The sequence below is a fragment of the uncultured Hyphomicrobium sp. genome (assembly GCF_902826555.1).
Classification (GTDB): domain Bacteria; phylum Pseudomonadota; class Alphaproteobacteria; order Rhizobiales; family Hyphomicrobiaceae; genus Hyphomicrobium_C.
In genome coordinates this window covers 17914-39985 of the sequence record NZ_CADEFI010000020.1, presented here as the reverse complement: position 1 = coordinate 39985, position 22072 = coordinate 17914, and the positions used below count along the sequence as shown (strand labels likewise).

General features: G+C 63.1%; 16 protein-coding genes and 1 pseudogene. 4 read left to right on the top strand and 13 right to left on the bottom strand.

All coding sequences use genetic code 11. The features are described 5' to 3' along the window. Nucleotides 1-22: 22 nt before the first annotated feature. Both QZV93_RS10295 and QZV93_RS10290 read left to right on the top strand, forming a co-directional pair. Entirely contained in the window at nt 23-868 is an 846-nt protein-coding gene (locus tag QZV93_RS10295) for an EboA domain-containing protein (RefSeq protein ID WP_295558164.1), read from the top strand. Nucleotides 869-887: 19 nt separating this feature from the next. Further along, on the top strand, nt 888-1790 hold the full coding sequence (locus QZV93_RS10290) for a TatD family hydrolase (protein WP_295558162.1): 903 nt from the start codon (nt 888-890) through the stop codon (nt 1788-1790). A 54-nt stretch (nt 1791-1844) separates the two neighbouring features. Here QZV93_RS10290 and QZV93_RS10285 read toward each other — a convergent pair whose 3' ends face one another. From QZV93_RS10285 to QZV93_RS10240, 10 genes and pseudogenes are all read right to left on the bottom strand, one after another. Then, nucleotides 1845-3146: a porin gene (locus QZV93_RS10285; RefSeq protein WP_295558160.1), complete on the bottom strand. Its 1302-nt coding sequence runs from the start codon at nt 3144-3146 to the stop codon at nt 1845-1847. 30 nt (nt 3147-3176) lie between these two features. Then, nucleotides 3177-3944, bottom strand: a pseudogene (gene cobA, locus QZV93_RS10280) (uroporphyrinogen-III C-methyltransferase); the annotation flags it as partial. Between the two features lie 19 nt (nt 3945-3963). Continuing rightward, a complete protein-coding gene (locus tag QZV93_RS10275; RefSeq protein WP_295558188.1) occupies nt 3964-6618 on the bottom strand; it encodes a nitrate reductase in 2655 nt (884 codons plus the stop codon). Between the two features lie 9 nt (nt 6619-6627). Further along, a complete protein-coding gene (gene nirD / locus QZV93_RS10270) occupies nt 6628-6954 on the bottom strand; it encodes a nitrite reductase small subunit NirD (RefSeq protein ID WP_295558158.1) in 327 nt (108 codons plus the stop codon). A 4-nt stretch (nt 6955-6958) separates the two neighbouring features. Then, nucleotides 6959-9409, bottom strand: coding sequence for a nitrite reductase large subunit NirB (nirB, locus tag QZV93_RS10265; RefSeq protein ID WP_295558157.1), 2451 nt, complete (start codon nt 9407-9409; stop codon nt 6959-6961). Nucleotides 9410-9428: 19 nt separating this feature from the next. Next, nucleotides 9429-10739: a nitrate/nitrite transporter gene (locus tag QZV93_RS10260; RefSeq protein WP_295558156.1), complete on the bottom strand. Its 1311-nt coding sequence runs from the start codon at nt 10737-10739 to the stop codon at nt 9429-9431. Between the two features lie 289 nt (nt 10740-11028). Then, on the bottom strand, nt 11029-12258 hold the full coding sequence (locus tag QZV93_RS10255) for a CmpA/NrtA family ABC transporter substrate-binding protein (RefSeq protein WP_295558155.1): 1230 nt from the start codon (nt 12256-12258) through the stop codon (nt 11029-11031). Then, nucleotides 12255-12863 carry an ANTAR domain-containing response regulator gene (locus QZV93_RS10250; RefSeq protein WP_295558153.1) on the bottom strand — a complete coding sequence of 203 codons (609 nt, stop codon included), beginning with the start codon at nt 12861-12863 and terminating at the stop codon, nt 12255-12257. The genes QZV93_RS10255 and QZV93_RS10250 overlap by 4 nt, the downstream gene beginning before the upstream one ends. 223 nt (nt 12864-13086) lie before the next feature. Further along, the gene (locus QZV93_RS10245; protein WP_295558151.1) at nt 13087-16485 is read right to left on the bottom strand and encodes a CHAT domain-containing tetratricopeptide repeat protein; all 3399 of its coding nucleotides are present in this window, start codon (nt 16483-16485) and stop codon (nt 13087-13089) included. Between the two features lie 93 nt (nt 16486-16578). Next, nucleotides 16579-18663: a TonB-dependent receptor gene (locus QZV93_RS10240; protein ID WP_295558149.1), complete on the bottom strand. Its 2085-nt coding sequence runs from the start codon at nt 18661-18663 to the stop codon at nt 16579-16581. 45 nt (nt 18664-18708) lie between these two features. Between QZV93_RS10240 and nikR the strand changes: the two genes are divergently transcribed. Next, entirely contained in the window at nt 18709-19326 is a 618-nt protein-coding gene (nikR, locus tag QZV93_RS10235; protein ID WP_363156906.1) for a nickel-responsive transcriptional regulator NikR, read from the top strand. A 281-nt stretch (nt 19327-19607) separates the two neighbouring features. Next, nucleotides 19608-20042, top strand: coding sequence for a CBS domain-containing protein (locus tag QZV93_RS10230; RefSeq protein WP_295558131.1), 435 nt, complete (start codon nt 19608-19610; stop codon nt 20040-20042). 48 nt (nt 20043-20090) lie between these two features. Here QZV93_RS10230 and QZV93_RS10225 read toward each other — a convergent pair whose 3' ends face one another. Genes QZV93_RS10225 through QZV93_RS10215 form a run of 3 tightly spaced genes read right to left on the bottom strand, consistent with a single transcriptional unit; the run spans nt 20091 to nt 22071 of the window. Next, nucleotides 20091-20702 carry a HupE/UreJ family protein gene (locus tag QZV93_RS10225; RefSeq protein WP_295558129.1) on the bottom strand — a complete coding sequence of 204 codons (612 nt, stop codon included), beginning with the start codon at nt 20700-20702 and terminating at the stop codon, nt 20091-20093. 47 nt (nt 20703-20749) lie between these two features. Beyond that, on the bottom strand, nt 20750-21733 hold the full coding sequence (gene hypB, locus QZV93_RS10220) for a hydrogenase nickel incorporation protein HypB (RefSeq protein ID WP_295558128.1): 984 nt from the start codon (nt 21731-21733) through the stop codon (nt 20750-20752). Continuing rightward, a complete protein-coding gene (locus QZV93_RS10215) occupies nt 21733-22071 on the bottom strand; it encodes a hydrogenase maturation nickel metallochaperone HypA (protein ID WP_295558125.1) in 339 nt (112 codons plus the stop codon). Before QZV93_RS10215 ends, hypB begins: the two co-directional genes overlap by 1 nt. Nucleotide 22072 lies beyond the last annotated feature (1 nt).

The window sequence follows — 22072 nt, the reverse complement described above, 5'->3', positions numbered from 1 at the left end:
AGAACGTGACGTGTCTCTGCGCATGTCGGTTCTCCGAACATGGCTCGCAAAACGGCTGTCTCCCGACGCGCTTGCCTGGCTCGACGGGCAGATCGCGATCATCGAAACGGGTGATCGGCCGCTGCAACTCGGCGTCGCCATTAGCCTTGCGCCACGCAAGATCGGCAAGGCCGATCTCAACCTCAGTCGCGAGGAGCACGAGCGAGGCGGGGCTGCCCGCTACGGCCTCGATGCAACAGATTGGAGCACGGATCAGGCGGCGCGAATTCTTCTGGCGCTTGCGAGTTTTCGTGGTGATGACGTGGCGTTCGCTGCCGGCCTCGAACGTACTCTCGCTACAGCCGAGATTGGCGAGCAGATCGCCCTCCTGCGTGGTTTGCCGCTCTTTCCCGCGCCGGGCCTCATCCTCCCCCGCGCGATCGAAGGCGTCCGCTCCGCGATGCAGCCGATCTTCGAAGCCGTGGCCCACCGCAATCCGTATCCGAGCGAGCACTTCAGTGACGCGCAGTGGAACCAGATGGTTGTGAAGACGCTCTTTATCGGAAGTCGTCTCGCGCCGATCCAGGGTCTGGATGGTCGGCGAAACGCCGAGCTCGCCAAGATGCTCATCGACTATGCGGCCGAACGCCGTGCCGCTGGGCGAACGATTTCACCCGAGCTGTGGCGCTGCGTGGCACCCCTTGCGAGCGAAGCGGAGGTCGCTGCGCTCGTGGCAATATTGAGAGACGGCACGGACGCGGAACGAGCAGGAGCGGCATTGGCACTCGCCGAGTGCCCGCTGCCATCCGCGAGATCGGCGCTGGCCTCAAGTCCCGACTTCGCCGCGGCGGTCAGCGACGGCCGCATTACGTGGAACACCATCCCCTGACGACGTCACGGAGGCAGCAATGTTTATCGACCCACACGCTCATATGATCTCCCGCACGACGGACGATTACGAGGCGATGGCCAAAGCTGGCGTCGTCGCCGTGATCGAGCCAGCGTTCTGGATCGGTCAGGCGCGTACGAATGTCGGAAGCTACAAGGACTACCTTTCGCACATCCTTGGCTTCGAGCGCTTTCGCGCTGGCCAGTTCGGTGTTCGGCACTATTGCTGCGTCGGGCTCAACTCCAAGGAGGCGAACAACGAGGCGCTGGCCGAGGGCGTGATGGAGATCCTGCCGGGGTTCGCCACAAAGGAGGGGGTCGTTGCCATCGGCGAGATCGGCTACGACGAACAAACGGCGCTCGAGGACAAGTATTTCCGCTTGCAGCTCGATCTGGCACGCGAACTCGATCTTCCGGTCATGATCCACACGCCGCATCGCGACAAGAAGCGTGGCGCGTCGCGTTCCATGGACGTAATCCTCGAGCACAAGCTCGACCCCTCGCGCGTGGTCATCGATCACGTCAACGAGGAAACGATACAGGAGGTGAAAGACCGTGGTTTCTGGGCTGCGTTCTCGATCTATCCGCACTCGAAGATGACGGCCGAGCGCATGGTAGCGCTGGTGAAAGGCTTTGGCGCGGAACGGCTGATCGTCGATTCCGCGTGTGACTGGGGCGTTTCCGATCCGCTTTCAGTTCCCAAGACCGCGGCGCTTATGGCCGAGCAGGGCCTTGCCGAAGAGGACGTTCGCCTCGTCACCTATGCCAACGCTCTTGCGGTGTACGGCAAGAGCGGACAGATGGCAGAGGCAGACTGGCTCGCGCCGCCGCCTATCGACCAACGCACGCTTTATCAGGGCAATACGGTGCTGCGCGGCGGGCAGGCGCCTCGAGTCGCGGACATCGATGCGAAACTCGACTAGCGAGACACTGCGAAATTTATGACGCCCAAGAGTGTCGCGGTATTTCTTTGGCGCTCAGAAGTTGATGAGCGCTCCCGTCGAGAGGGTGCGGAAATCGTCGAGCCGCCCGAGACCGCCGGCACCTGAAATGTCGGCGCTCTGGTCACGGTACTTGAGCCAGATCGACATCGACGCGGCGTCGATCTCCTGAACCACGCCGCCGCCGAACTGCTCGAGCTCACTCGACGTTACGCCGAGCGCGAGAGCGCCAGGGCCAAGCTGGTCGATGTACTGACCGTAGTCGCCGTAGACGATCGTTGCGCCGAGCGGCGTCCACGTCTTGCGGATTCCGGCTTTGACATACCAATGCTCGCTGTCGGGGGGTGTCACGCCGCCTGCGAGGATCGTTTCGCCGTTGTCTTCATGGCCATAGGCGCCGTGAATGAACAGGCCTGTGGCGATGTGCTCGGCATAGCCGCCGGCCTGGAGGTAGTTCGAGTCCTTCTTGATCAGGCCCGCAATCGGAACGGTCAGGTTCTCGTCCGTGCTTCCGGAATAGCCGACACCAAGCAGGACTTTAAAGCCCGAGATTTCTCCGGCATAGCGCGCGGCGATCTGCCAGTCGTCGTCCTCGCCCCAGCTGGCGGAGGCGCTGAAGCCGGCGATCACGGGCGTATCGTAGCGCACCGCATTCATGACGAGGCCGTCGCAGTCGCCCCCGAGCGGTACAGCCTGAGAATAGCAGAAGGCGAGTTGCCCCCAGGTGAGGGCAGCCGGCGCAAGATCCCCGCCGCTACGGATGACGAACTGCGGGAAGCCGTCGAGGAACGTGTAGTTGTCGATGACCTGCGTGCCGGATTTGTCGGTGAACATGGCGGCACTCTTGGCTGCGGGCGCAAGTTTGCCGACGCTCACCGTGCCGAGCGCCTTGCTCTGCAGATACCAGTAGGACATCTGCAGATTGAGACCTTGACTGAAATCGTCGCTGCCCTGGTTCATAGCGTCTGCGCCGCTGCGACCGAACGGATTGTCCTCCAAGTTCTGGATGCGCATCATGTAGCCTGCCGTCAAGCCGGGAGAAATCGTCGCCTCGCCGTTGAATTTCACGTGCGTCGCCTGTGTAGGTCCGAGGCCGTTGAGGTAGACGTTGCTCTCGCCGCCGTCGTCCCACCAAGTGATCTCCTGGGCGACGTAGCCGGAGATCATGAGCTTCACCTTGCGGGTTCCTTTGCGGGTGGTGGTGGCCTCGAGCTCCGCGATGCGTTCTTCCAAATCGGCGCAGCAATCGCCGCCGAGATCGGCCGCCTCTGCGGAGATGGCGCAAACGCCGAGTGCCAGGGGGAGCAATGAAATCCGTGAAACTGTGGGGCGGTTCATTCCTGATGTCCTCTGGTGCCGGATTTCACGTTACGCTCTGAGACAGGCGGCAGCTGGTCGGGCTTCTTCCGAGCGTGAAGATGAGGCTGCTGCGAAAACATTGCCGATGCCGATGAGAACCGGCTCGTCGCTTGTGCATTTCAAGATCCCGCCTGCAAGTTCGCGGAGGGTTCCGAAGCGCTGCGTCTCCGAGGGGCGCGAAATCGACGTGGCGATCACGCACGGCGTTTCCTCAGTCAGCCCCTCGGCGATGAGGCGCCGTGCGATGGCGGCGCCCGTGCGACCGCCCATGTAGATCACGAGCGTGGTGGCGGCGTCGGCGAGCCCGCTCCAGTCGATATCCTTCGGCATGGCACCGTCTTTCGCGTGACCGGTGACGAAGCGGACCGATTGGGCATGATGGCGATGCGTCAGGGATACGTTCAGCAGCGACGCCATCGCGGACGCGCTTGTGATGCCCGGGACGATGGTGACTTCGATCCCTGCCGCGCGGAGGTGCGCGATCTCCTCTCCGGCGCGTCCGAACATGACGGGATCGCCGCACTTCAACCGGACGACATGCTTTCCCTGCAGCGCGAGCTTCAGCATGAGGTCGTTGATGTCCTCCTGCCGGCACGACGGGCGGTGGCCGCGTTTGCCGACGAGCATCCGCTTGGCGCTCGACTGTGCGAAGGCCAGCACCTCCTCGGATACGAGAGCGTCGAAAAGAATAACGTCGGCGTTCTGCATGGCGCGCACGGCCTTGATCGTCAGCAGTTCCGGATCTCCGGGTCCGGCGCCGACAAGGGTGACGCGGCCGCCTCGCCGCGCGTTGCCGTCAGACGGCTTTCGCGAGCGCGTTTTCATGGATGATCCTCTTGATTTCGGGTCGGCAGGAGCCGCAGTTGGTGCCCGCCTGGGTGGCTTCACCCACCGCCGCGACCGTGCAGCAGCCGCTCGCCACTGCGCCGGCGATCTCATTGACGCCAATGCCGAAGCAGGCACACACGGTTGCGCCGCGATCGACCGTGCCGGCGCCTGGGCGTCCGGCCAGGATCGCATTGCGCCGCCTCAAAACGGGATCCGTCGCCGCCAATTGGGAGATTGCCCACTCGCGGGACACGGCAACCGGCTCGGGTGCGAGGAACATCATGCCCATCAGGTTGCCGTTGTCGTAGGCGGCGAAGCGCATACGTCCGGTTTGCGTATCGTGGTAGACGGCCGGCTCGCTTGCCCGACCGAGAAGCCCTCGTGCAAAGGCTGGCCAGTCCGTCTGATCGGACGCGAAGGCCATCTCGACGCGCCAGCCGCCGTTGCATTTTGCGATCGCCCAATACTCTGCGGGGATCTTTTCCGGCTTGCGTCTCAGCACTGCAAATCCGTAGGTCGCGGCGACGAAGCGCTCGATGCGCACCGGAATGTTCTTGGATGCCGGCTGGCCAGAAATTGGATCCGTTATTCCGGGAACCAGGCAATCGACGCGTGCGCTCGAGGCGAACTGGTCGTTCCAGTGCATGGGAACAAAGATCGAGCAGGGCTGCTGCCGCGGCGTGACGAGTGCGCGGACGAGGATCGCGTCCAATCCGGTGGAGACGCGCACGAGATCTGCATCGTGAATGCGGAAGCGCTGGGCATCGTCGGGGTGAATCTCGACGAAGGGCTCGGCGTAGTGCTGAGACAGACGCTGGCTTTTGCCGGTGCGGGTCATGGTATGCCAGTGGTCCCGTACGCGACCGGTGTTGAGCGTCAGAGGAAATCCAGGCGTGGCCATTTCGTCGCCGGAGAGCCGAACGGGTACGAGACGCGCTTTTCCGTCGGCCGTGAAGTAGCGGCCCTTGGCGAACATGCGCTGGGCGCCATTCGAGCCCGCCGGGTGGGGCCATTGGAACGGAGCCAGATCGTCGTAGGCCCCGTGGTCGAGAGTTGCGTACGCGCCGATGTCGAAATCCCTCGTGCCGTTGTTCTCGAATGCCGAAAGGGCGGCGTGCTCGGCGAAGATTTCGTCGGGTTCGGCATAGGCGAATGCCTCCGTGTAGCCCATGCGCTTTGCCACTTCCGAGACGATCCACCAGTCGGGCCGTGCGCCTCCCGGCGCTCGTAGGAAGCTCCGCTGGCGCGAGATGCGCCGCTCCGAATTGGTGACGGTACCGCTCTTCTCGCCCCATGCGAGGGCGGGCAGAAGCACGTGGGCAAGCTGCGCGGTGTCGGTCGCCGCCGTCACGTCGGACACGACGACGAATGGGCAGCGCGCAATGGCATCCTTCACGCCACCCGCCTCCGGCATGGAGACGACGGGATTGGTTGCCATGATCCATAGGGCCTTGATGCGTCCGTCGGCCACGGCCTGGAACATGTCGACGGCCTTCAGGCCTGGTTTCCCGGCGATGGCGGGCGCGTGCCAGAAGCGCTGTACGCGGTCGCGATCCTCGGCATTCTCAATCGCCATGTGGGCGGCCAGCATGTTGGCGAGGCCGCCGACCTCGCGGCCGCCCATGGCGTTCGGCTGGCCGGTGACAGAGAACGGACCCATGCCGGGCTTGCCGATGCGCCCCGTCGCCAGATGACAGTTGATGATGGCGTTGACCTTGTCCGTGCCGGAAGACGATTGGTTGACGCCCTGGCTATAGATGGTGACGGTGCGCTGCGTGGCGGCGAACAGGGAATAGAACTGCTCCAGCGTCGACAGCGGGAGCCCGGTGCGGCGTGCAAGCGTGTAGGTGTCGATCGCGTCGGCGGCGCAGAGCGCCTCGGCGATGCCGGTGGTGTGCTCGGCGATGTACCGGGGATTGAGCGCGCGGCCGCGTCCCAGGTGGGCCAGCAGGCCCAAGAAGAGCGGCACATCTCCATCGGATCGTATCGGAAGATGGAGATCGGCGATGTCGGCCGTGGCCGTGCGGCGCGGGTCGATCAGCACGACCTTCATGTCCGGGCGCTTCTCTTTCGCGGCGGCGATGCGCTGATAGAGAACCGGATGGCACCAAGCGAGGTTCGAGCCGACGAGGACAACGAGGTCGGCAAGCTCGAGATCCTCGTAGCAGCCGGGGACGGTGTCGGCACCGAAGGCGCGGCGATGGCCGGCGACGGACGACGCCATGCAGAGGCGCGAATTGGTGTCGATGTTAGCGGTGCCGATGAAGCCTTTCATCAGCTTGTTGACGACGTAATAGTCCTCGGTGAGAAGCTGGCCGGAAACGTAGAAGCCGACGGAGTCCGGTCCGTGCTCGCGAATGGTGTTGGCGAAAGTCGAGGCCACCAGATCGAGCGCCGGATCCCAGTCGGTTCGGGCGCCCTTGACCTCGGGATAGAGTAGGCGTCCCTCGAGCCCGATCGTTTCGGCGAGCGCCGACCCCTTCGAGCAGAGCCGGCCGAAGTTGGCCGGATGGTCAGGGTCGCCGCGCACGCCGACCTCGCCACTCGCGCCGATCTCGGCGATGACGCCGCAGCCGACGCCACAGTACGGGCACGTCGTCTTGACCGAGCGCGGGGCGGCCATGTCCATGGATCAGGCCGCCTTTACGTTTGCGTTGGCGGCGATGTAGATCGTGCTGCCTTCGACCCTGAGCGGAATGGTGCGGACGCAACCTTCGTCCGCGCCCTGGGCCTTCCCGGTTTCGAGCGAGATGACCCAGTTGTGCAGCGGGCACGTCACCGAGGCGCCGTGCACGATGCCCTGACTCAAGGGCCCCCCTTTGTGCGGGCAACGGTCATCGATGGCGAATATGCGATCGTCACCCGTGCGGAAGACCGCGACTTTTCCTTGTGGGGTGTCGATGCAGCGCGCGCCCCGCTGCGGGATGTCCGAAATCTCTCCGATTGAGATCCACTGCATGGCGTCACTCCGCTGCCTGGGGAAGGCCGACCGTGGCAAGCGGCCGGAACTCGTGCTTGTGCAAGCCGGAGACGCGCTCCGACCATGGGTCGACCTGGGCAAACTTCTGGGAGTGGACGAAGCGATCGAAGAATCCGCGCCGGCGCTCCGCATCGTCGAGGATCTGGCGCCGGATTTCGTCGATCCCGACGCGTTTCGCCCATTTATAGATGCGCTCGAGATAGCGCGCCTGCTCGCGATACATCTGCGTGAGCGCGACGATCGCTTCGAGGGCTTCGTCCTCGCTTTTCACCAGGCCGAGCACTTCCGTGCCTTTGATGTCGAGGCCGGCGGCGCCTGCGAAATGAATCTCGTAGCCGCTGTCGACGCAGATGACACCGACGTCCTTGCAGGTGGCTTCGGCGCAGTTTCTCGGGCAGCCGGAGACGGCCATCTTCACCTTGGCCGGCGTCCACGAACCCCACATGAACTTCTCGATGCGCACGCCGAATCCGGTCGAATCCTGGGTGCCGAAACGGCACCATTCGCTGCCGACGCAGGTCTTCACCGTGCGCAGACCCTTAGCGTAAGCGTGTCCGGAGACGAAGCCGGCCTTGCCGAGGTCGGCCCATACGGCGGGTAGATCCTCCTTGCGAACGCCTAGCATGTCGATGCGCTGGCCGCCGGTCACCTTCACGGTCGGGATATGGAACTTGTCCACGACGTCGGCGATGGCGCGCAGCTCTCTGGCGTTCGTGACGCCGCCCCACATGCGGGGCACGACCGAATAGGTGCCGTCCTTCTGGATGTTGGCGTGCACGCGCTCGTTGATGAAGCGAGACTGGTAGTCGTCGGCGTATTCACCCGGCCAGTCGCAAATGAGGTAGTAGTTGAGCGCCGGGCGGCATTTGGCACAACCGCACGACGTCTTCCATTCAAGCTCTTGCATGACAGCGTAGACCGTCTTGAGGCCCTTGGCCTTGATGAGGCGGCGTACGTCGTCATGACCTAGCGAGGTGCAGGCGCACATGGGCTGCACCGCGACCGGATTGTAAGCATCGCCGAGCGTGAATTTCATCACTTGCTCGACAAGCCCCGTGCACGATCCGCACGAGGCCGAGGCCTTGGTATGGGCGCGCACGTCGTCGAGCGACGTGAGGCCCTTTCCCTTGATCGTGGAGACGATCTTGCCCTTGCACACGCCGTTGCAGCCGCAGATCTCTGCGTTATCGGGCAACGCTGCAACGGCCGCCGTAGGGTCCAGCGGCGCACCGCCCTGATAGGCTTGTCCGAAGATCAGCGTGTCGCGCATCTCCGAGATATCGACGGCTTTCTTCTTGAGATCGTTGAACCAGGCGCCGTCCGCGGTCTCTCCGTAGAGAACTGTTCCGACGATGCGGTTCTCCCTCAGCACCAGGCGCTTGTAGACGCCCGCTGCCGCGTCGCGAAGCACGATCTCCTGGCGGTCCTCGCCGTCGGCGAAATCGCCCAGCGAAAAAACATCGATGCCGGTGACCTTGAGCTTGGTCGGGGTATCGTTGTGAACGAAGCCCGACGCGGCTTCACCCGCGAGCTTTGCCGCGGCTATGCGCGCCATCTCGTAGAGCGGTGCGACCAAGCCGTAGACGTGTCCGCCGACCTCGGCGCACTCGCCAAGCGCGAGAATATCGGGGTCCGACGTCTGCATGTGGTCATCGACGATGATGCCGCGGTTGGTCTCGAGGGCGGCGTCCTTGGCGAGCCAGGCATTCGGGCGGATGCCGGCCGCCATGACGACCAGCGTACAGGGAATTGTCGTGCCGTCTGCAAGCTCGACGCCTTCGACCCGGGTTTCTCCCAGAATGCGTTTCGTGCTTGCGTTGCATGCCACCTTGATGCCGCGTCCTTCGAGCTCCCGCTGCAGGAGGTAGCCTGCGGCCGGGTCGAGCTGCCGCTCCATGAGGGTCGGCATGAGATGCAACACGGTGACGTCCATGCCGCGCTCTTTCAGTCCGGCTGCAGCTTCAAGGCCCAAGAGGCCGCCGCCGATCACCACCGCCTTGGAGCGTGACTGGGCGGCAAGCAGCATCGCGTTGACGTCGTCGAGATCGCGGTAGGAGAGCACGCCGGCGAGATTGTTGCCGGGTACCGGAAGAATGAAGGGCATCGAGCCAGTGGCGATAACGAGTTTGTCGTAGTGGGTCTTCACGCCCTGGTCCGATGTGACGGTCTTCGCCGTCCGGTCGATGCCGGTGACCTTGTGGCCCTTGTAGAGGGTGATGCCGTTCTTGATGTACCAGCCGTCGCCGTGAATGATGATCTGCTCGTAGTCCTTCTCGCCGGAGAGCACGGGCGACAGCATGATGCGGTCGTAGTTCACGCGCGGCTCGGCGTTGAAGATCGTAACCTCGTAGCGTCCCGGCGCCTTCTCGAATAGGTGCTCGAGCATGCGCCCCGGCGCCATGCCGTTTCCGACGATGACAAGTTTCTCGGTCATTGTGCGCCTTCCCCCTGTGCTATTCGGCTGCGACGAAGGCTTGGGCGGGAAGACCTTTCGCGGCGGTGTTTTCGGTCCGGTTCATGCGCCGCACCACCACATCCATCCACAGGAGCAGGCCAGATGAGATGACGAAAAGCAGCATGAAGCAGCTCGACCAGAGGCCAGTGAGGTCGTTCAGGGCGCCGAAGGCGATGGGGAGCACGAAGCCGCCGAGTCCGCCGATCATGCCGACCAGGCCGCCGACTGCGCCGACGCTGTTCGGATAATAAGAAGCGATGTGCTTGAAGACGGCGGCCTTACCGAGGCTCATGAAGAAGCCAAGCACGAAGGCGGCGGCGATAAAGGCGCCGACACCGATCTCGAAGTGAGAGGAGATATCACCTTTGATTCCGCGCATGACGTAGCTGGTCGGAGGCAGCGAGAGTACAAGGGTTGCCATGGCCGAAACGGCAAGGCTCCAGTACATCACGGTGCGGGCGCCGATGCGGTCCGAGAGCACGCCGCCGTAGGCGCGGAAGATGCTGGCGGGGATCGAGTAGAGGGCGCCGATCATGCCGGCCGTGGCGATGTCGAAGCCGTATACCCCGATGAGATAGCGCGGCAGCCAGAGGGCAAGTGCGACGAACGCGCCGAACACGAAGAAATAGTAGAAGGCAAAGCGCCAGACCCGGACATCGCGCAACGCCGAAAGCTCGAGCATGAAGGGTTTGGCCTCTGCGCCCGTCTTGCGCCGCTCGACGAGGACCGGATCGTCAATAGTCGTGAAGTAGAACACGATCGCCATGATGAAGAGGACGGCGGCCCACACGAGCGCGACGGCCTGCCACCCCCAAGCAAGCAGCACGAAGGGAGCTGCGAACTTCGTCACAGCCGCGCCGACGTTGCCGACGCCGAAGATGCCGAGCGCGGTGCCCTGACGCTTCTGCGGGAAAAAGCGCGAGACATAGGCAACACCAACCGCAAACGAGCCGCCCGCGAGGCCGACACCGAGAGCTGCGGCAAGGATCTGCGGATAGGTGTGCGCGAACGCGAGCAGAACGGTGGCGACGCTCGTCGCGAGCATCATGAGCGTGAAGACCAGACGGCCACCGAAGCGATCGGTCCAGATGCCGAGGAAGATGCGCGAGAGCGAGCCGGTCAGGATCGGCGTGCCGATGAGAAGCCCGAACTCGGTTTCGGAGAGTCCCAGCTCCTGCTTTATCTTCACGCCGATGATGGAAAAGATCGTCCATACGGCAAAACACACCGTGAAGGCGAGGGTCGACATCCAGAGCGCGCGGCCTTCGGTGCGCGCCAATCCGAGATCTCCGTGGCCGTTTTCCTGCATTGATCCGTCTCCCGCCCCGCAGGGCCTGAAAAAACAAAAAAGCCGCCGGTCAAACCCCTGCGCGTGTGCGCAATTGCTTGATCGGCGGCTTTGCCTGTTGAGCGCCCGTCGTTGGGCGCCGCGTTAATCCTGGAGCCGGTGCCGCACCAACTTTGGCGCTGCAGCAAATGGCTTGGGATCAACCTGTTATTGAAACGGATACTCGCGTCGCAGGGCCTTCAGCAAGGCCAAAGAATAGACAATTTATGCACCAGGGGCACAAAGTTTGTGCAGCGCACGCGCAGTGGACCTATCGTCGCTGGGCTTCGATGTAGGCGTCCAGCTGATCCGGGTCGAACAATGCGCCATCGAAGAAGCCATCCGGGCCGAGTGTGAGGCTGGCGCCGGCCGAGCCGACCGGAGTCGGGGCAACGAGAGCCCCCTCCACCTTCGCATTCGCGGACGGCAGCGCAATGCCCAGCGGCTTCAGCGCGCTGCGATAGATGTCGGGGCGATATGTTTCACGGGCGATGGCTGCCTGCTCTGACGTGTGCGCAACTTGCCCCCACCGCACCATCTGCGAATAGAACCAGAGCGCGTGGCTCTTCCAGGGAAACGTGGCTGCTTTGGCGAACGGGACGAAGAAATCCTCGGCGCGCCTGATTTCGCCGCCGCCGACGTCCAGCTCTCCCGAAAGGCCGTGCAGCATCCATTCGGCAGGACGATCGATGAACGCGCGTGCCGCCAGGATCTCGGCCAGCTCGCGATGGTTCCGAGCCGCCGCGCACCACTCCGCCGAACGGCACAATGCACGCAGCAGCGCGGTGAGTGCCTCAGGCTCCTGGTTCGCCCAATTCGCAACGACACCCAACACTTTTTCCGGGCTCGAGCGCCACAGCGCGGCCTTGACCGTCGCGATATGGCCGAGACCCGCCTTTGCCGCGGCCGTGCTCCAAGGCTCGCCGACACAGTAGCCGTCGATGGTCGCGCTCGCGAGTGCGTCGGCCATCAGCGGCGGAGGAACGAAGACGATCTCGACGTCGCGGTCGGGGTTGATGCCGCACGCGGCGAGCCAGTAGCGGAGCTCATAGTTGTGGCCCGAAAATGAGTGTACGACGGCGAAGCGTAAGGCGGCATCACGAGCGCTGCTCCGCTCCGTGATCACGCCCCGCAACGCCCTGCCTGCCGAGGCTGGATCGAGATCGGCCTTGGCTCCCTGAGCCACCATGCGCGCCCACAGGCCGTTCGAAACCGTGATTGCGTTGCCGCCGAGCCCGAGTGCGATGGGGGCAATCGTCTTGGCCGCAAGCGGTGTGAGGCCAAGGTTGGCCGCGAGCGGCATCGGGGCCAGCATGTGTGCGACCTGGAAATGCCCGACGGCCATGCGGTCGCGGATGTTGGCCCACGAGGTTTCGCGCACGAGCGTGAGATCAATGTTTTCAGCCGCGGCAAAGCCCTTCTCCTTGGCGGCGACGAGAACGGAGCTGTCGAGCAGCGGCATGAAGCCGGCGACGATCTCATATGGTCGGCGCTCGCTCATTTGTCCTCCGGCGGAGCCAGCAGGCCGGCGGCCGTGATGAGGCTCTCGGCGATCTCGGAAATCTTGCGGTTCTGGTTCATGGCCGTCTTGCGCAGAAGTGCGTAGGCGTCAGCTTCCGAAAGCCCGCGCGTCTTCATTAGGATGCCTTTGGCGCGATCGACGAGCTTGCGGCTTTCGAGCTGCGAGCGCGCCTCCTCGAGCTCGCGCGACATGCGGGAGAAGGCATTGAAGCGGCTGATGGCCATATCGAGGATCGGTTTGACGCGCTCGCGTTTCAGGCCGTCGACCACGTACGCGGAGACGCCGGCCTCTACGGCGGCCTCGATCGCCGCCTGGTCGGAGCGGTCCACGAACATGGCAATGGGGCGTTTTACGGAGCGAGAAAGCTGGAACATGCTTTCCAGCATGTCGCGATTGGGATTCTCGAGATCGATGACGATGACGTCGGGGGCGATGTCGGCGATACGGCGTGCGATGCCGGCGACATCGTGAACGATCGTGAGCTTCGAATAGCCGGCGTCACGCAGGCCGGCCTCGATGACCGCGGCCCGCAAGCGGTTTTCATCGATCACGAGGATGGAAAGTGTGGTTTCCGATTCTGGCATCCGCTCGCCCGGACTAGGTCCGTCGCGGCCCTTAGCACAGGTTTAAGCCCAAGCGCTAGATTCCAACGCAGGGATGGCACCTGAACGCGCACCGTACGATTTGCCGCACCGCCGACGGCACAGCCTGGGCTTTCACGACACATGCTCTTTTGCGGTGTGCGTTGTCTTCTCTTTCGGGACTATTGCCGACTTCGTTTGTCGATCGTCGCTGCGTCAGGCGCATCTACTTTCCGGCTGCGCCTTCGCCCACCACGACGAACGGCGCCCAATATGACGGATGTGCAACCTTGGGATCGCCGGTATCCGCAAGGGCCAGCATGGCGCCGCGCATTGCTTCAGCACGCCCGAGCGGCTTGTCGCCGGCCGTTGCCGTCATGGCCTTGGTGATGAGGGTCACCGCGGCCGACTCGCGTACGGGCCAGTGCGAGACGACGAGCGAGCGGGCGCCGGCGTAGAAGAAGGCGCGTGCGAGGCCGGACAGCGCCTCAGCATTGGCGGTGCCACCTGCTGCGGTGTTGCAGGCGGACAGGATCACCCAGTCCGCATCGAGCTTGAGCTCGGTCACCTCGGAGGCGGAGAGGTAGCCATTCTCGTCTTCGGTGGGTGTGGTCGGCGGAGTGAGTACGAGGCCGGATTCCGTCTGCGTGGTCAGCTCGCCAGCGACGGCGCCGTGGGTTGCGAAGTTGACCACCGCGTATTTCGCGAGCGCTCCCGAGGTGCTCAATGTCTTGAGGTGGGCTTCGGTGGCGCGAGCGCCGAGATTGATGTCGTCGTCGGATGCCCCTATCGACTTTGCGACGGCGCAGGCGAGGTCCGCGGTCTGCGGGACCGGCGGCAGGCGACGCAGCTCGGCAATGTCCTGGCTGCCTCCAAGCATCCGGATGCCCTGCCGGAGATCTGCCGTGCTCTCATGCAGCGCCGACACGGCGCTCACCGTGTTGCAATCGGCTTTCAGCTTGGCGAGGGTTGCAGCGCTCTCATCCTCGGGCGTTCCGTCTCCGCTCAGCAGCGGGTTGGCGAAGGCGAGATAGGGTTTGCGCCCCGCACCCGGGGCGCGTGCATTTCCCCTCAAAGCCTTGAGGCTGGCCACCGACGGCAACACGGTGATGGCATGATCGCGGATCAGCCATGCCGGGCTTTTTCCGTCGTTCGCCGGGGCTGTGATTAGCACCTGGAACGGCAGCTGAGTGAGTGCGCCGGACGGGACGATGATGAGCGACTTGCCCGCGATCACCTCCGAAACGCGGCCGAGCAACGACGTGAAGAGGCTGTGGGCTCGTTCGAAGTCGAACGGCGCAGGTGCGTTTCCGGTGGAGGCAGTCTCGGATACCGCGCCGAGCAGGGCCGCGCAGGCATTTTTCTTGGCTGATTGCGTCCAAGCCGACGGATCGAGCCCGCACCGCAGGGCGGTAACCTCTCGCGCCAGCCTGGAAGACCCCAGGTCCGATTTTTCCCACTTCGCGTCGGTCTTGGTGACGACCCAGACGAACGTCTCCTCCGGCACAGGTTTTTGTTCGTTCGTATCGAGGAATAGGATCAACGCCTCGTCGTCACGAAGGTAGTTTTTCTGAAGATCCTCGATGCTCACCGGCTGTGGCGCGCTCAATGCTGCGTAGTCGGGAAAGCCCAATTGCAGACGATGGTCGATTGAGTCCTTCCCCATTTGCAGATTGAGCAGCTTCGTTCGCACCTCACGCTCGCGGTGGGCGCGTTCTTCGGAGCGTGGAGCTTTCATGATCTCGATCAGCTCGGTGGAGAGCAGCTGGCCTTCGGCGACGAGCCGCTGGCGATTGCGGAGGGCCTCTGCGATGGCTTCGTCGCCTTTCGAGGCGCGGGCGGCCATCTGCGCGAGCGCCAGCGCCGCCTTGCTGTTGGTTGCCCATTGAGCCACCTTGAAGAAGTAGGCCGAATTGTCGTTGTCCGTGTTTCCCTTCCGGAAGGCGGCTTTTGTGCAGCGGTGAATGTCGCTCCGCGTTTTGTCCATATCGCTCAGGAACTCACCGGACACCTTGCCGCCGAGCTCCGCCGTGCCGAAGCCCGTGCGCTCGGCCGAAGCGTCGATGAGCGTGTGGCATTCCGTGACGGAGTCGTCCCATTTCGACTGCAGGACGTAGGCGGAGACGAGACCGGAGCGGGCCAGTGCGGTCCGATGGTACGTGCTGCCAAAGGCATCTGTCCATCCTTTGAGCGCCTTCCGGAATTGATCCTCTGCCTCGGCGGCATTGCCCATCGCCAGGGAGATCGTCGCTAGCCTCCAGAGTCCGAACGCCGACGAGGCGGGCTCTTTCGCGTCCTGCGCCAGCCAGATCTCGTAAGCGTCCTTTGCGACCGCTTGAGCGCCGATCAGGTCTCCTCGGAGCTGCAGGACGCTTGTCAGGGAATTGCGTGCGTTTGCGGCCGCTCCGCTTTTTGGACCGAATCTCAGGTCCCAGATGCGGATGGTTTCGCGTGCGGCCCGCTCGGCCTCTTCAAATTGACCGATGTCGGTCAGGATCGAGGAGAGTGTGTTCTCTGCGTTGCCGGTCTCACGGTGGTCGGGTCCGGCCACCCGTCGGCGGCTCTCGACAACTTCCCGCGCAATCGGGAGGGCGTCCGTTTCTCGGCCCTGGGCGATCAAGACGGAGACGAGCGTATTGCGCGCGTTGACCAGCATCTCGTTGTCAGGGTTCGGGTCCTTGCTGAAGTGCTCGATCGCCTTCTGGATATAAAATTCGCTTTCACCCGCGCGACCCGCGTCCTTGAGAAAGATCGCAAGCGAGTTGGCCGTGTTTGCCGCGGCGCCCTCGTCTTTCAGCTCCGTTTGCAGCGAGAATGCTTTCTTTGCCTCCACGATGGCTTCTGGCAGGCGGTTTTGCGCACTCAGGATATTGGCAAGCGTGAATCGTGCTCCGGCGATTTCGAGCGTCTCGCGTCCTTTGGCTTCCTTGATGCGAATCTGGAGTGCGCGCCGCGCCGTCTTGTCGGCCTCCGCCAGCTCGTGTAGCTCGTTGAGCAGGATGGCGAGCGTGTTCAATCCATTGGCAACGGCGCCGCTCTCCGGTCCGTCAGCGCGTTCCCACATCGCAACGGCGATGCGCGCGGCCTCAAGCGCCTCCTCGCGACGGTCCAGCTTACGCAGTATAGTAGCGTGTTGGTGTGACGCATTGGCGTAGGCGCCTGCAGGTTCTCCTTTGGAAGTCGTCTTCAGGAACTCGACGCTTCGGCGTGCCGGCAACTCCGCGTCGTCGAAGCGACTTAGGTCGTAGAACGCGTTCGCCAGATTGGCATAGCGCACACCGACGTAGCGGCGCTCGGCGTCCGGCGCTTTTTCGAGCGCTTGGACCTCGCGCTTGTAGAGCGCGAGCGCGTCTTCGATCTGGCGGTCGTCCCAGAGCGCGTTGGCGACGAGACCGTAGACATTGGCGCGCGACAGAGGATCGAGGTCGCGTCTCTTCTCCGCAGCCGCGTAGAGGCGCCGCCCCACCTTTGCGGCTTCGGCGGTCTTGCCGGCACTGCTCAGCTCTTGGACGCGTTTGAAGAGCGTGATGAACTTTTCCTCGCCCGCGGATGGAACCGCCGTGACGAGCAGCAAAAGTACAACCCGCATGATGAGAAAAATTGCGCGATGAACCATCTGAAACATGACGCCCCCCTAAGATGCATCGCATCTTAGGGTGACCGTCTGTCATCAGACAATACTAGAATGCAGGTCGATCGCGAGTTGAGTTGGGGCGGTCTACCATTCCTTGGTGACGGAGAGGCGGAAGGAGCGTGGCTCGAGGGGGTGGAAATGGATTCCTTCCTCCGGAGCTGCACCTGCGGGAAAACGCGATTCATAGAAGTAGTCGATCTGGCTCGCGGTCTCGTCGAAGAGGTTATAGGCGTCGACCTGGACGATGAGTCCGTCGTCGAATTTGTACCCGAGGCGCGCCGAGACCGGCGTACTCCGCTCCGAGCGCACACTGTCGTCCTCGATGAGCGGGCGCGGTCCGAAATAGCGTACGTTGACGGCACCGAATAGGCCGCCCCACACGTCCTGGAACGAGAGCCCGGCAGTGACGACGCCCTCTATGGCACCCGGGATACGGTCGCCGGCGGGATCGCGATCGGTGAAACGAGCGCGCGTGTAGGCAGCGTCAAAATCGAGAAACAGCCAGGGGAGCAATTGCGCCTGCAGCGTGAACTCGGTGCCGACGCGGCGGCTCGGGCGGCTGGCCTCCGTCGTTCCGGCATCGCCGACGAAGACGATCTCGGAGTCGAAATCGAGGACGAAAGCCGAGAGCGTACTGGTGATGGCGCGCGTCGGCTGCGTTCTGACGCCTACCTCTGCGCCTTCCGAGCGCACGAGGAGCGGCGCCGGATCGACCGATTGCAGCGTCACGGGATCGAGGGTTGTTACGGTGCCGCGTGCATCGTTGCTGTGGAAGCCCGTTCCCGCGTTCAAATACAACTCTGTGTCGGCCCACGGCCCCAACACCAGCCCTACCTTCGGGCTCAGCATGGCATCGGTTTCATTTCCGGAGTTTTCGTCGCGGTCACTTGCGACGTCGACGTGGAAGAGGTCGCCGCGGAGGCCGACGGTCGTGCGGAGCCAATCGGTCCAACGCATCGTGTTCTCGACGAAAATTCCCGCGCTTGCCTCCTGAACCGAGTCCTCGCGCACCGTCGAGAGCCGCTTGCGCTCCTTGGTATTGAAAAGACCGACATCGATATCATCGTAGCGGGTGTCGATGCCGATGGTCGTCGCGCTCTTGATCCCGCCTGTGAGGCTCGAGAAATAGGTTTTGCTGGCGCTGCCGCCCGCAAGCACGCGGTCGTCGGCCTGCTGGAATTGGTCGCCGTTGATGGGATCATTGAGAAAGTAGGTGAAATTGTTGAACAGCGCGAGGTCGCTTTTCACGAGGTAGGCGTTGATGCGTGTCGCTGAGTCCGCGTCCGTCGCATGCCAACGTCCGGACAGGCTGTAGCGGTGCGAGGCGCCGCCGTCGGTGGGGTCGATGGTGCCAAAGCGATCGAGCGCGCCTGACTCGACGGCATAGAGGGGAATCTGGTCGGTCGAGTTCCAGTGCCCGGAGTAGGCCATTGCCGTGAGCGCGAAACCGTTGGCGTAGGATCCGCTGGTATAGCGCAGAACCCCGTTCAGCCGTTCGACGTCGTCGGGACGTTCCCAGGGTCCATCGAAGCGGGCGACCTCGCCGGCGACCATCACCGTTCCGTCCACTCCGACGGGGGCAGATGACGCGGCGACGGCGCGGCGGTGGCCGAACTCTCCGACCTCGACCTTGGCAAAGCTCGGCGTCGGCCGATCGAAGACGTCGAGGTGAATGGCGCCCGCGGATGCGAAATCGCCTTCCGATGCGTAGTACGGTCCCTTGCGAAAAGCGAGGCCGCGGACGATCTCCGGAATGATGAAGTTGGTATCGGCATATCCCTGGCCATGCCCGTGCGTGCGCATGTTCACCGGCATGCCGTCGATCGTGATCGCGATGTCCGTTCCGTGGTCGAGATTGAAGCCGCGCAGGAAGTACTGGTTGGCTTTCCCCTCGCCGCTGTGCTGGGTGACGATCAACCCCGGAACGGATTCGAGCAGCTCTCCGGTCCTGTAGACCGGGCGCGCCGCCAATTCCGATGCGGTGACGATGCCCTGGCTTGCCGATTGCGCGATGCCGATCTGCTCGCTTCTGGGGTCGAGTTCGTCGGCGGGGGTGAATTCCAGTTGACCGGCGGGTTCCTGTGCCGAGGCGGATGCGAGCGGCGCTTGTGACGCCGGCTTCATCGTCATCTTTTTCTTGGCTTTCGCCTCGGACGTGGTGACAGTCACCGTCGGCAGCTCCTGCACGCCCTGAGCGAAGGAAAGTGCGCACGAGTGGAATACGAAAAAAGCTATCGCAATGGCGAGGCGCGTTTGCATGGAAACAACCCTTCTGCGTACGATCTTTGTGGCATTCGAATTGTTATGGAGTATGATTTCTATGGTCGATCGTCATACTTGCGCGCAATTCGGTTGAGTGGGGCAAACATGCAACGCATTACAATCACCATTGATAACCAGCTTTACAATGAGATCGAAAAACTCGCCGAAGCTCGCGGTTATCAGAACCGCTCTGAGATTATTCGGGATCTCGTTCGGGCGGGTATTTCGGAAACGGACGCGGTTTCTCCGTCGGGGGACTGCATTGCGAGCGTCGTCTATGTCTACGATCAGGAGACGCGCGAACTTCCGCAGCGGCTCGCCCATACCTTTCAGAAAGCGCACGACCTGTCCGTGGCGACGATGCGCATCGCGCTCGATCACGACAGCTGCATGGAGGTGGCGGTTCTCAGGGGGAAATCAAAGGCTGTTCAGCAACTTGCGAATGAAATTATCGCTGAGCGCGGGGCCCGGCACGGGCGTATCACAATGATCCCGGCGACGATCGAGACCACGCGCCATGCGCACGGCGGCGGGCGTGTCCATACGCACGAGCACATCCGGGTTCGGTAAGCGGATTTGCGATGCCGGTGCCGTGGTCAAATTCGGTAGGGCGAGTGCCCTGAGTTTTTAGATCATTCCAATTTTTCGGCGATATAAATTCCGGAGCGTAGTTCCGGAGTACAACATGTCGCGCGACAATCCCGCGACTGCCTGCGTCATTCCTAAAATGTCCTCATGGTCGTTCCGAAGCAATTAATTCGGAACCACTCAAAAGAGCGTCCATTCCGCGTCGCAGCGAAATGGAGTGCCGCGAATGCGGCATGGCAAAAATTTAAATGGGATGAAACGCGATGAACGTAGCTGATTTATTGGAAGGGCGAGACCAGCACATTTTGACCGTTAAGCCGAACGAGAGCATTGGTCTGCTGGCGCGAAAACTTCAACAACACCGCGTCGGTGTTCTAGTTGTCAGCCGGGACGGACAGACACTCGACGGCATCATTTCCGAGCGGGATGTCGCATACAGCCTCGCGGACCGCCGCGGAGAATTGCACCTGTTGCCCGTGTCAGCCTTGATGACGCGCCGCGTCGTCACGTGCTCGCTTCAATCCAGCCTGGCGGAGGTGATGCATCTGATGCGTCAGCACCACATCCGGCATGTGCCGGTGGTCGAGGCCGAGCGGTTGATCGGGATCATCAGCATCAGAGATGTGATGGAGTACCGTTTGACCGAGATGGAGCGGCGCTACAAGGCCGTCGAAAGCTGGCTTGCGGTTTCCGAGTAGAACACTACGGCGCAGACTTGACGTCTGCGCCGTTCATCGTTTCGCGTGTCAGATCCAGCCGCCGATCAGCGCGACGCCGGCGATCGAGACCGCGGCCCCTCCCAACTGACTGGCGTCGACGCTCCCGGTACGGATGCGGGCGACGGCGAGGCCAATGCCGATGCCGATCGCATGCAAAAGCGCGGTCGCGAGCATGAAGCCCGCCGCATAGCTCGCGCCCGATGCGTCCGCGGGCATCTCCGCGCCATGAGCGAAGCCGTGGAATATGGCAAAGAAGCCGACGAGCGCCATGGCGGCCATTGTCGGAAGGGGCAGCCGAAGCGCCACCGCAAGCCCGAGCACGACGACCGAAGCGGCGATGCCGAGTTCGACGTACGGCACTTCCACATGCGACATGGCAAGCGCGCCGCCGGCAGCCATCATGAGGACGAACGCAGCCGGCACCAGCCACATCGCGCGCCCGCCGAGGTTGGCGGCAAGCAGGCCGACGGCCACCATGGCGAGCACATGATCGAGGCCGCCGATTGGGTGCGACAGCCCATGCATGAAGCCATGGGCCTCGCCGGTGCCGACGTGGGCGCTTGCCGGTGTCGAAAGGACGAAAGCGATGGCCGCTATACCCGCAGTGCCTATCCATCGCGCGAGCTTGTCGGTTGTCATGTCGTCAAATCCTCCAAGTTGATGTTTTCGTTTGCGTCGTGGTGATTTCAGATGGGATCCGCACGCACGAGAGCTGCTTCATGGCGAATCCAGTCGTACCAGGCAGCCATGCCCTCCCCGGTGCGCGCCGACACACGAAGGGCGACGATGTCGGGGTTCACGGCTTTGGCATTGCCGATCGCTTTCTCGACGTCGAAATCGACATGGGGCAGGAGGTCGATCTTGTTCAGGATCATGATGCGGCTGGCCTTGAACATATGCGGATACTTGAGGGGCTTGTCCTCGCCTTCGGTGACGGAGAGGATCGTGACCTTGGCGCGCTCGCCGAGATCGAAAAGGGCCGGGCAAACGAGATTGCCGACGTTCTCGACGAGCACGACCGATCCCGTGGGTGGCCTCAGGTCGGATAAGCCACGCGCGATCATGTCGGCTTCGAGGTGGCATCCGGTTCCGGTGTTCACCTGAACGCAAGGGGCGCCGGCTGCGCGGATGCGCTCTCCGTCGTTGGCGGTGGCTTGATCGCCTTCGATGACGGACAGCTTCAATTCCGTCGAGAGATCGCGGATGGTGCGCTCGAGGAGTGTCGTTTTGCCGGAGCCTGGCGAGCTGACGAGGTTCAGCGCAAGGATCTCGCGGCCGGCGAACCAGGCCCGGTTTCTGTCCGCCAGCGCGTCGTTTTTGGCGAGGATCCTGGCTTCGAGAGCGACGATGGTCGCGCGTTCGCCCCTGGCGCCCGCAACATCTCCGTGGTCATGGGAGTGGCTGTGCTGATGGGCATGGGTGTGTGTCGTGCCGTCTTCGTGCGTGTGCTCATGGTCGTGATGGTGGTGGTCATGGCCATCGTCGCCGTGGTGGTCATGATGGTGGTGCTCGTGGCCATGCGTATGCGCGTGGCTATGTCGCGTTCCGTCGGCATGAACATGCTCATGGGCGTGCTCGTGAGCGTGTCGGTCAAGCGTTGCCGTGAGGCCCGTCTCGAGATTCGTGATCGTCACTTTCGTGGTGCTGTCGCATCCGCAGGTTCCGCACATCACGCAGCCTCCTCGAGTTCGATGCTTCTGATTTTCAACTCTTCTCCGGACAGGCGCTCGCAGGCGCGGCTGCCGCAGACGCAGGCCGTGAACAGTGTCGGGGTGTCGTAGACCGAGCCGCACGCCTGGCACTTGGCGCGTCCGGTGATCTCGTTGATGTCGAGCTGCGCGCCGTCGAGGGCCGTGCCCGCGGCTACCGTCTCGAAGCAGAATTGAATGGCTTCCGTCATGACACCAGCGAGCCTTCCGACATCGAGCGTGACGCGCAGCACCCTGCGGCCCTTGGCGGCGTCGGCGGCGATGGCGACGATGTTTCGGGTGATGCCGAGTTCGTGCATG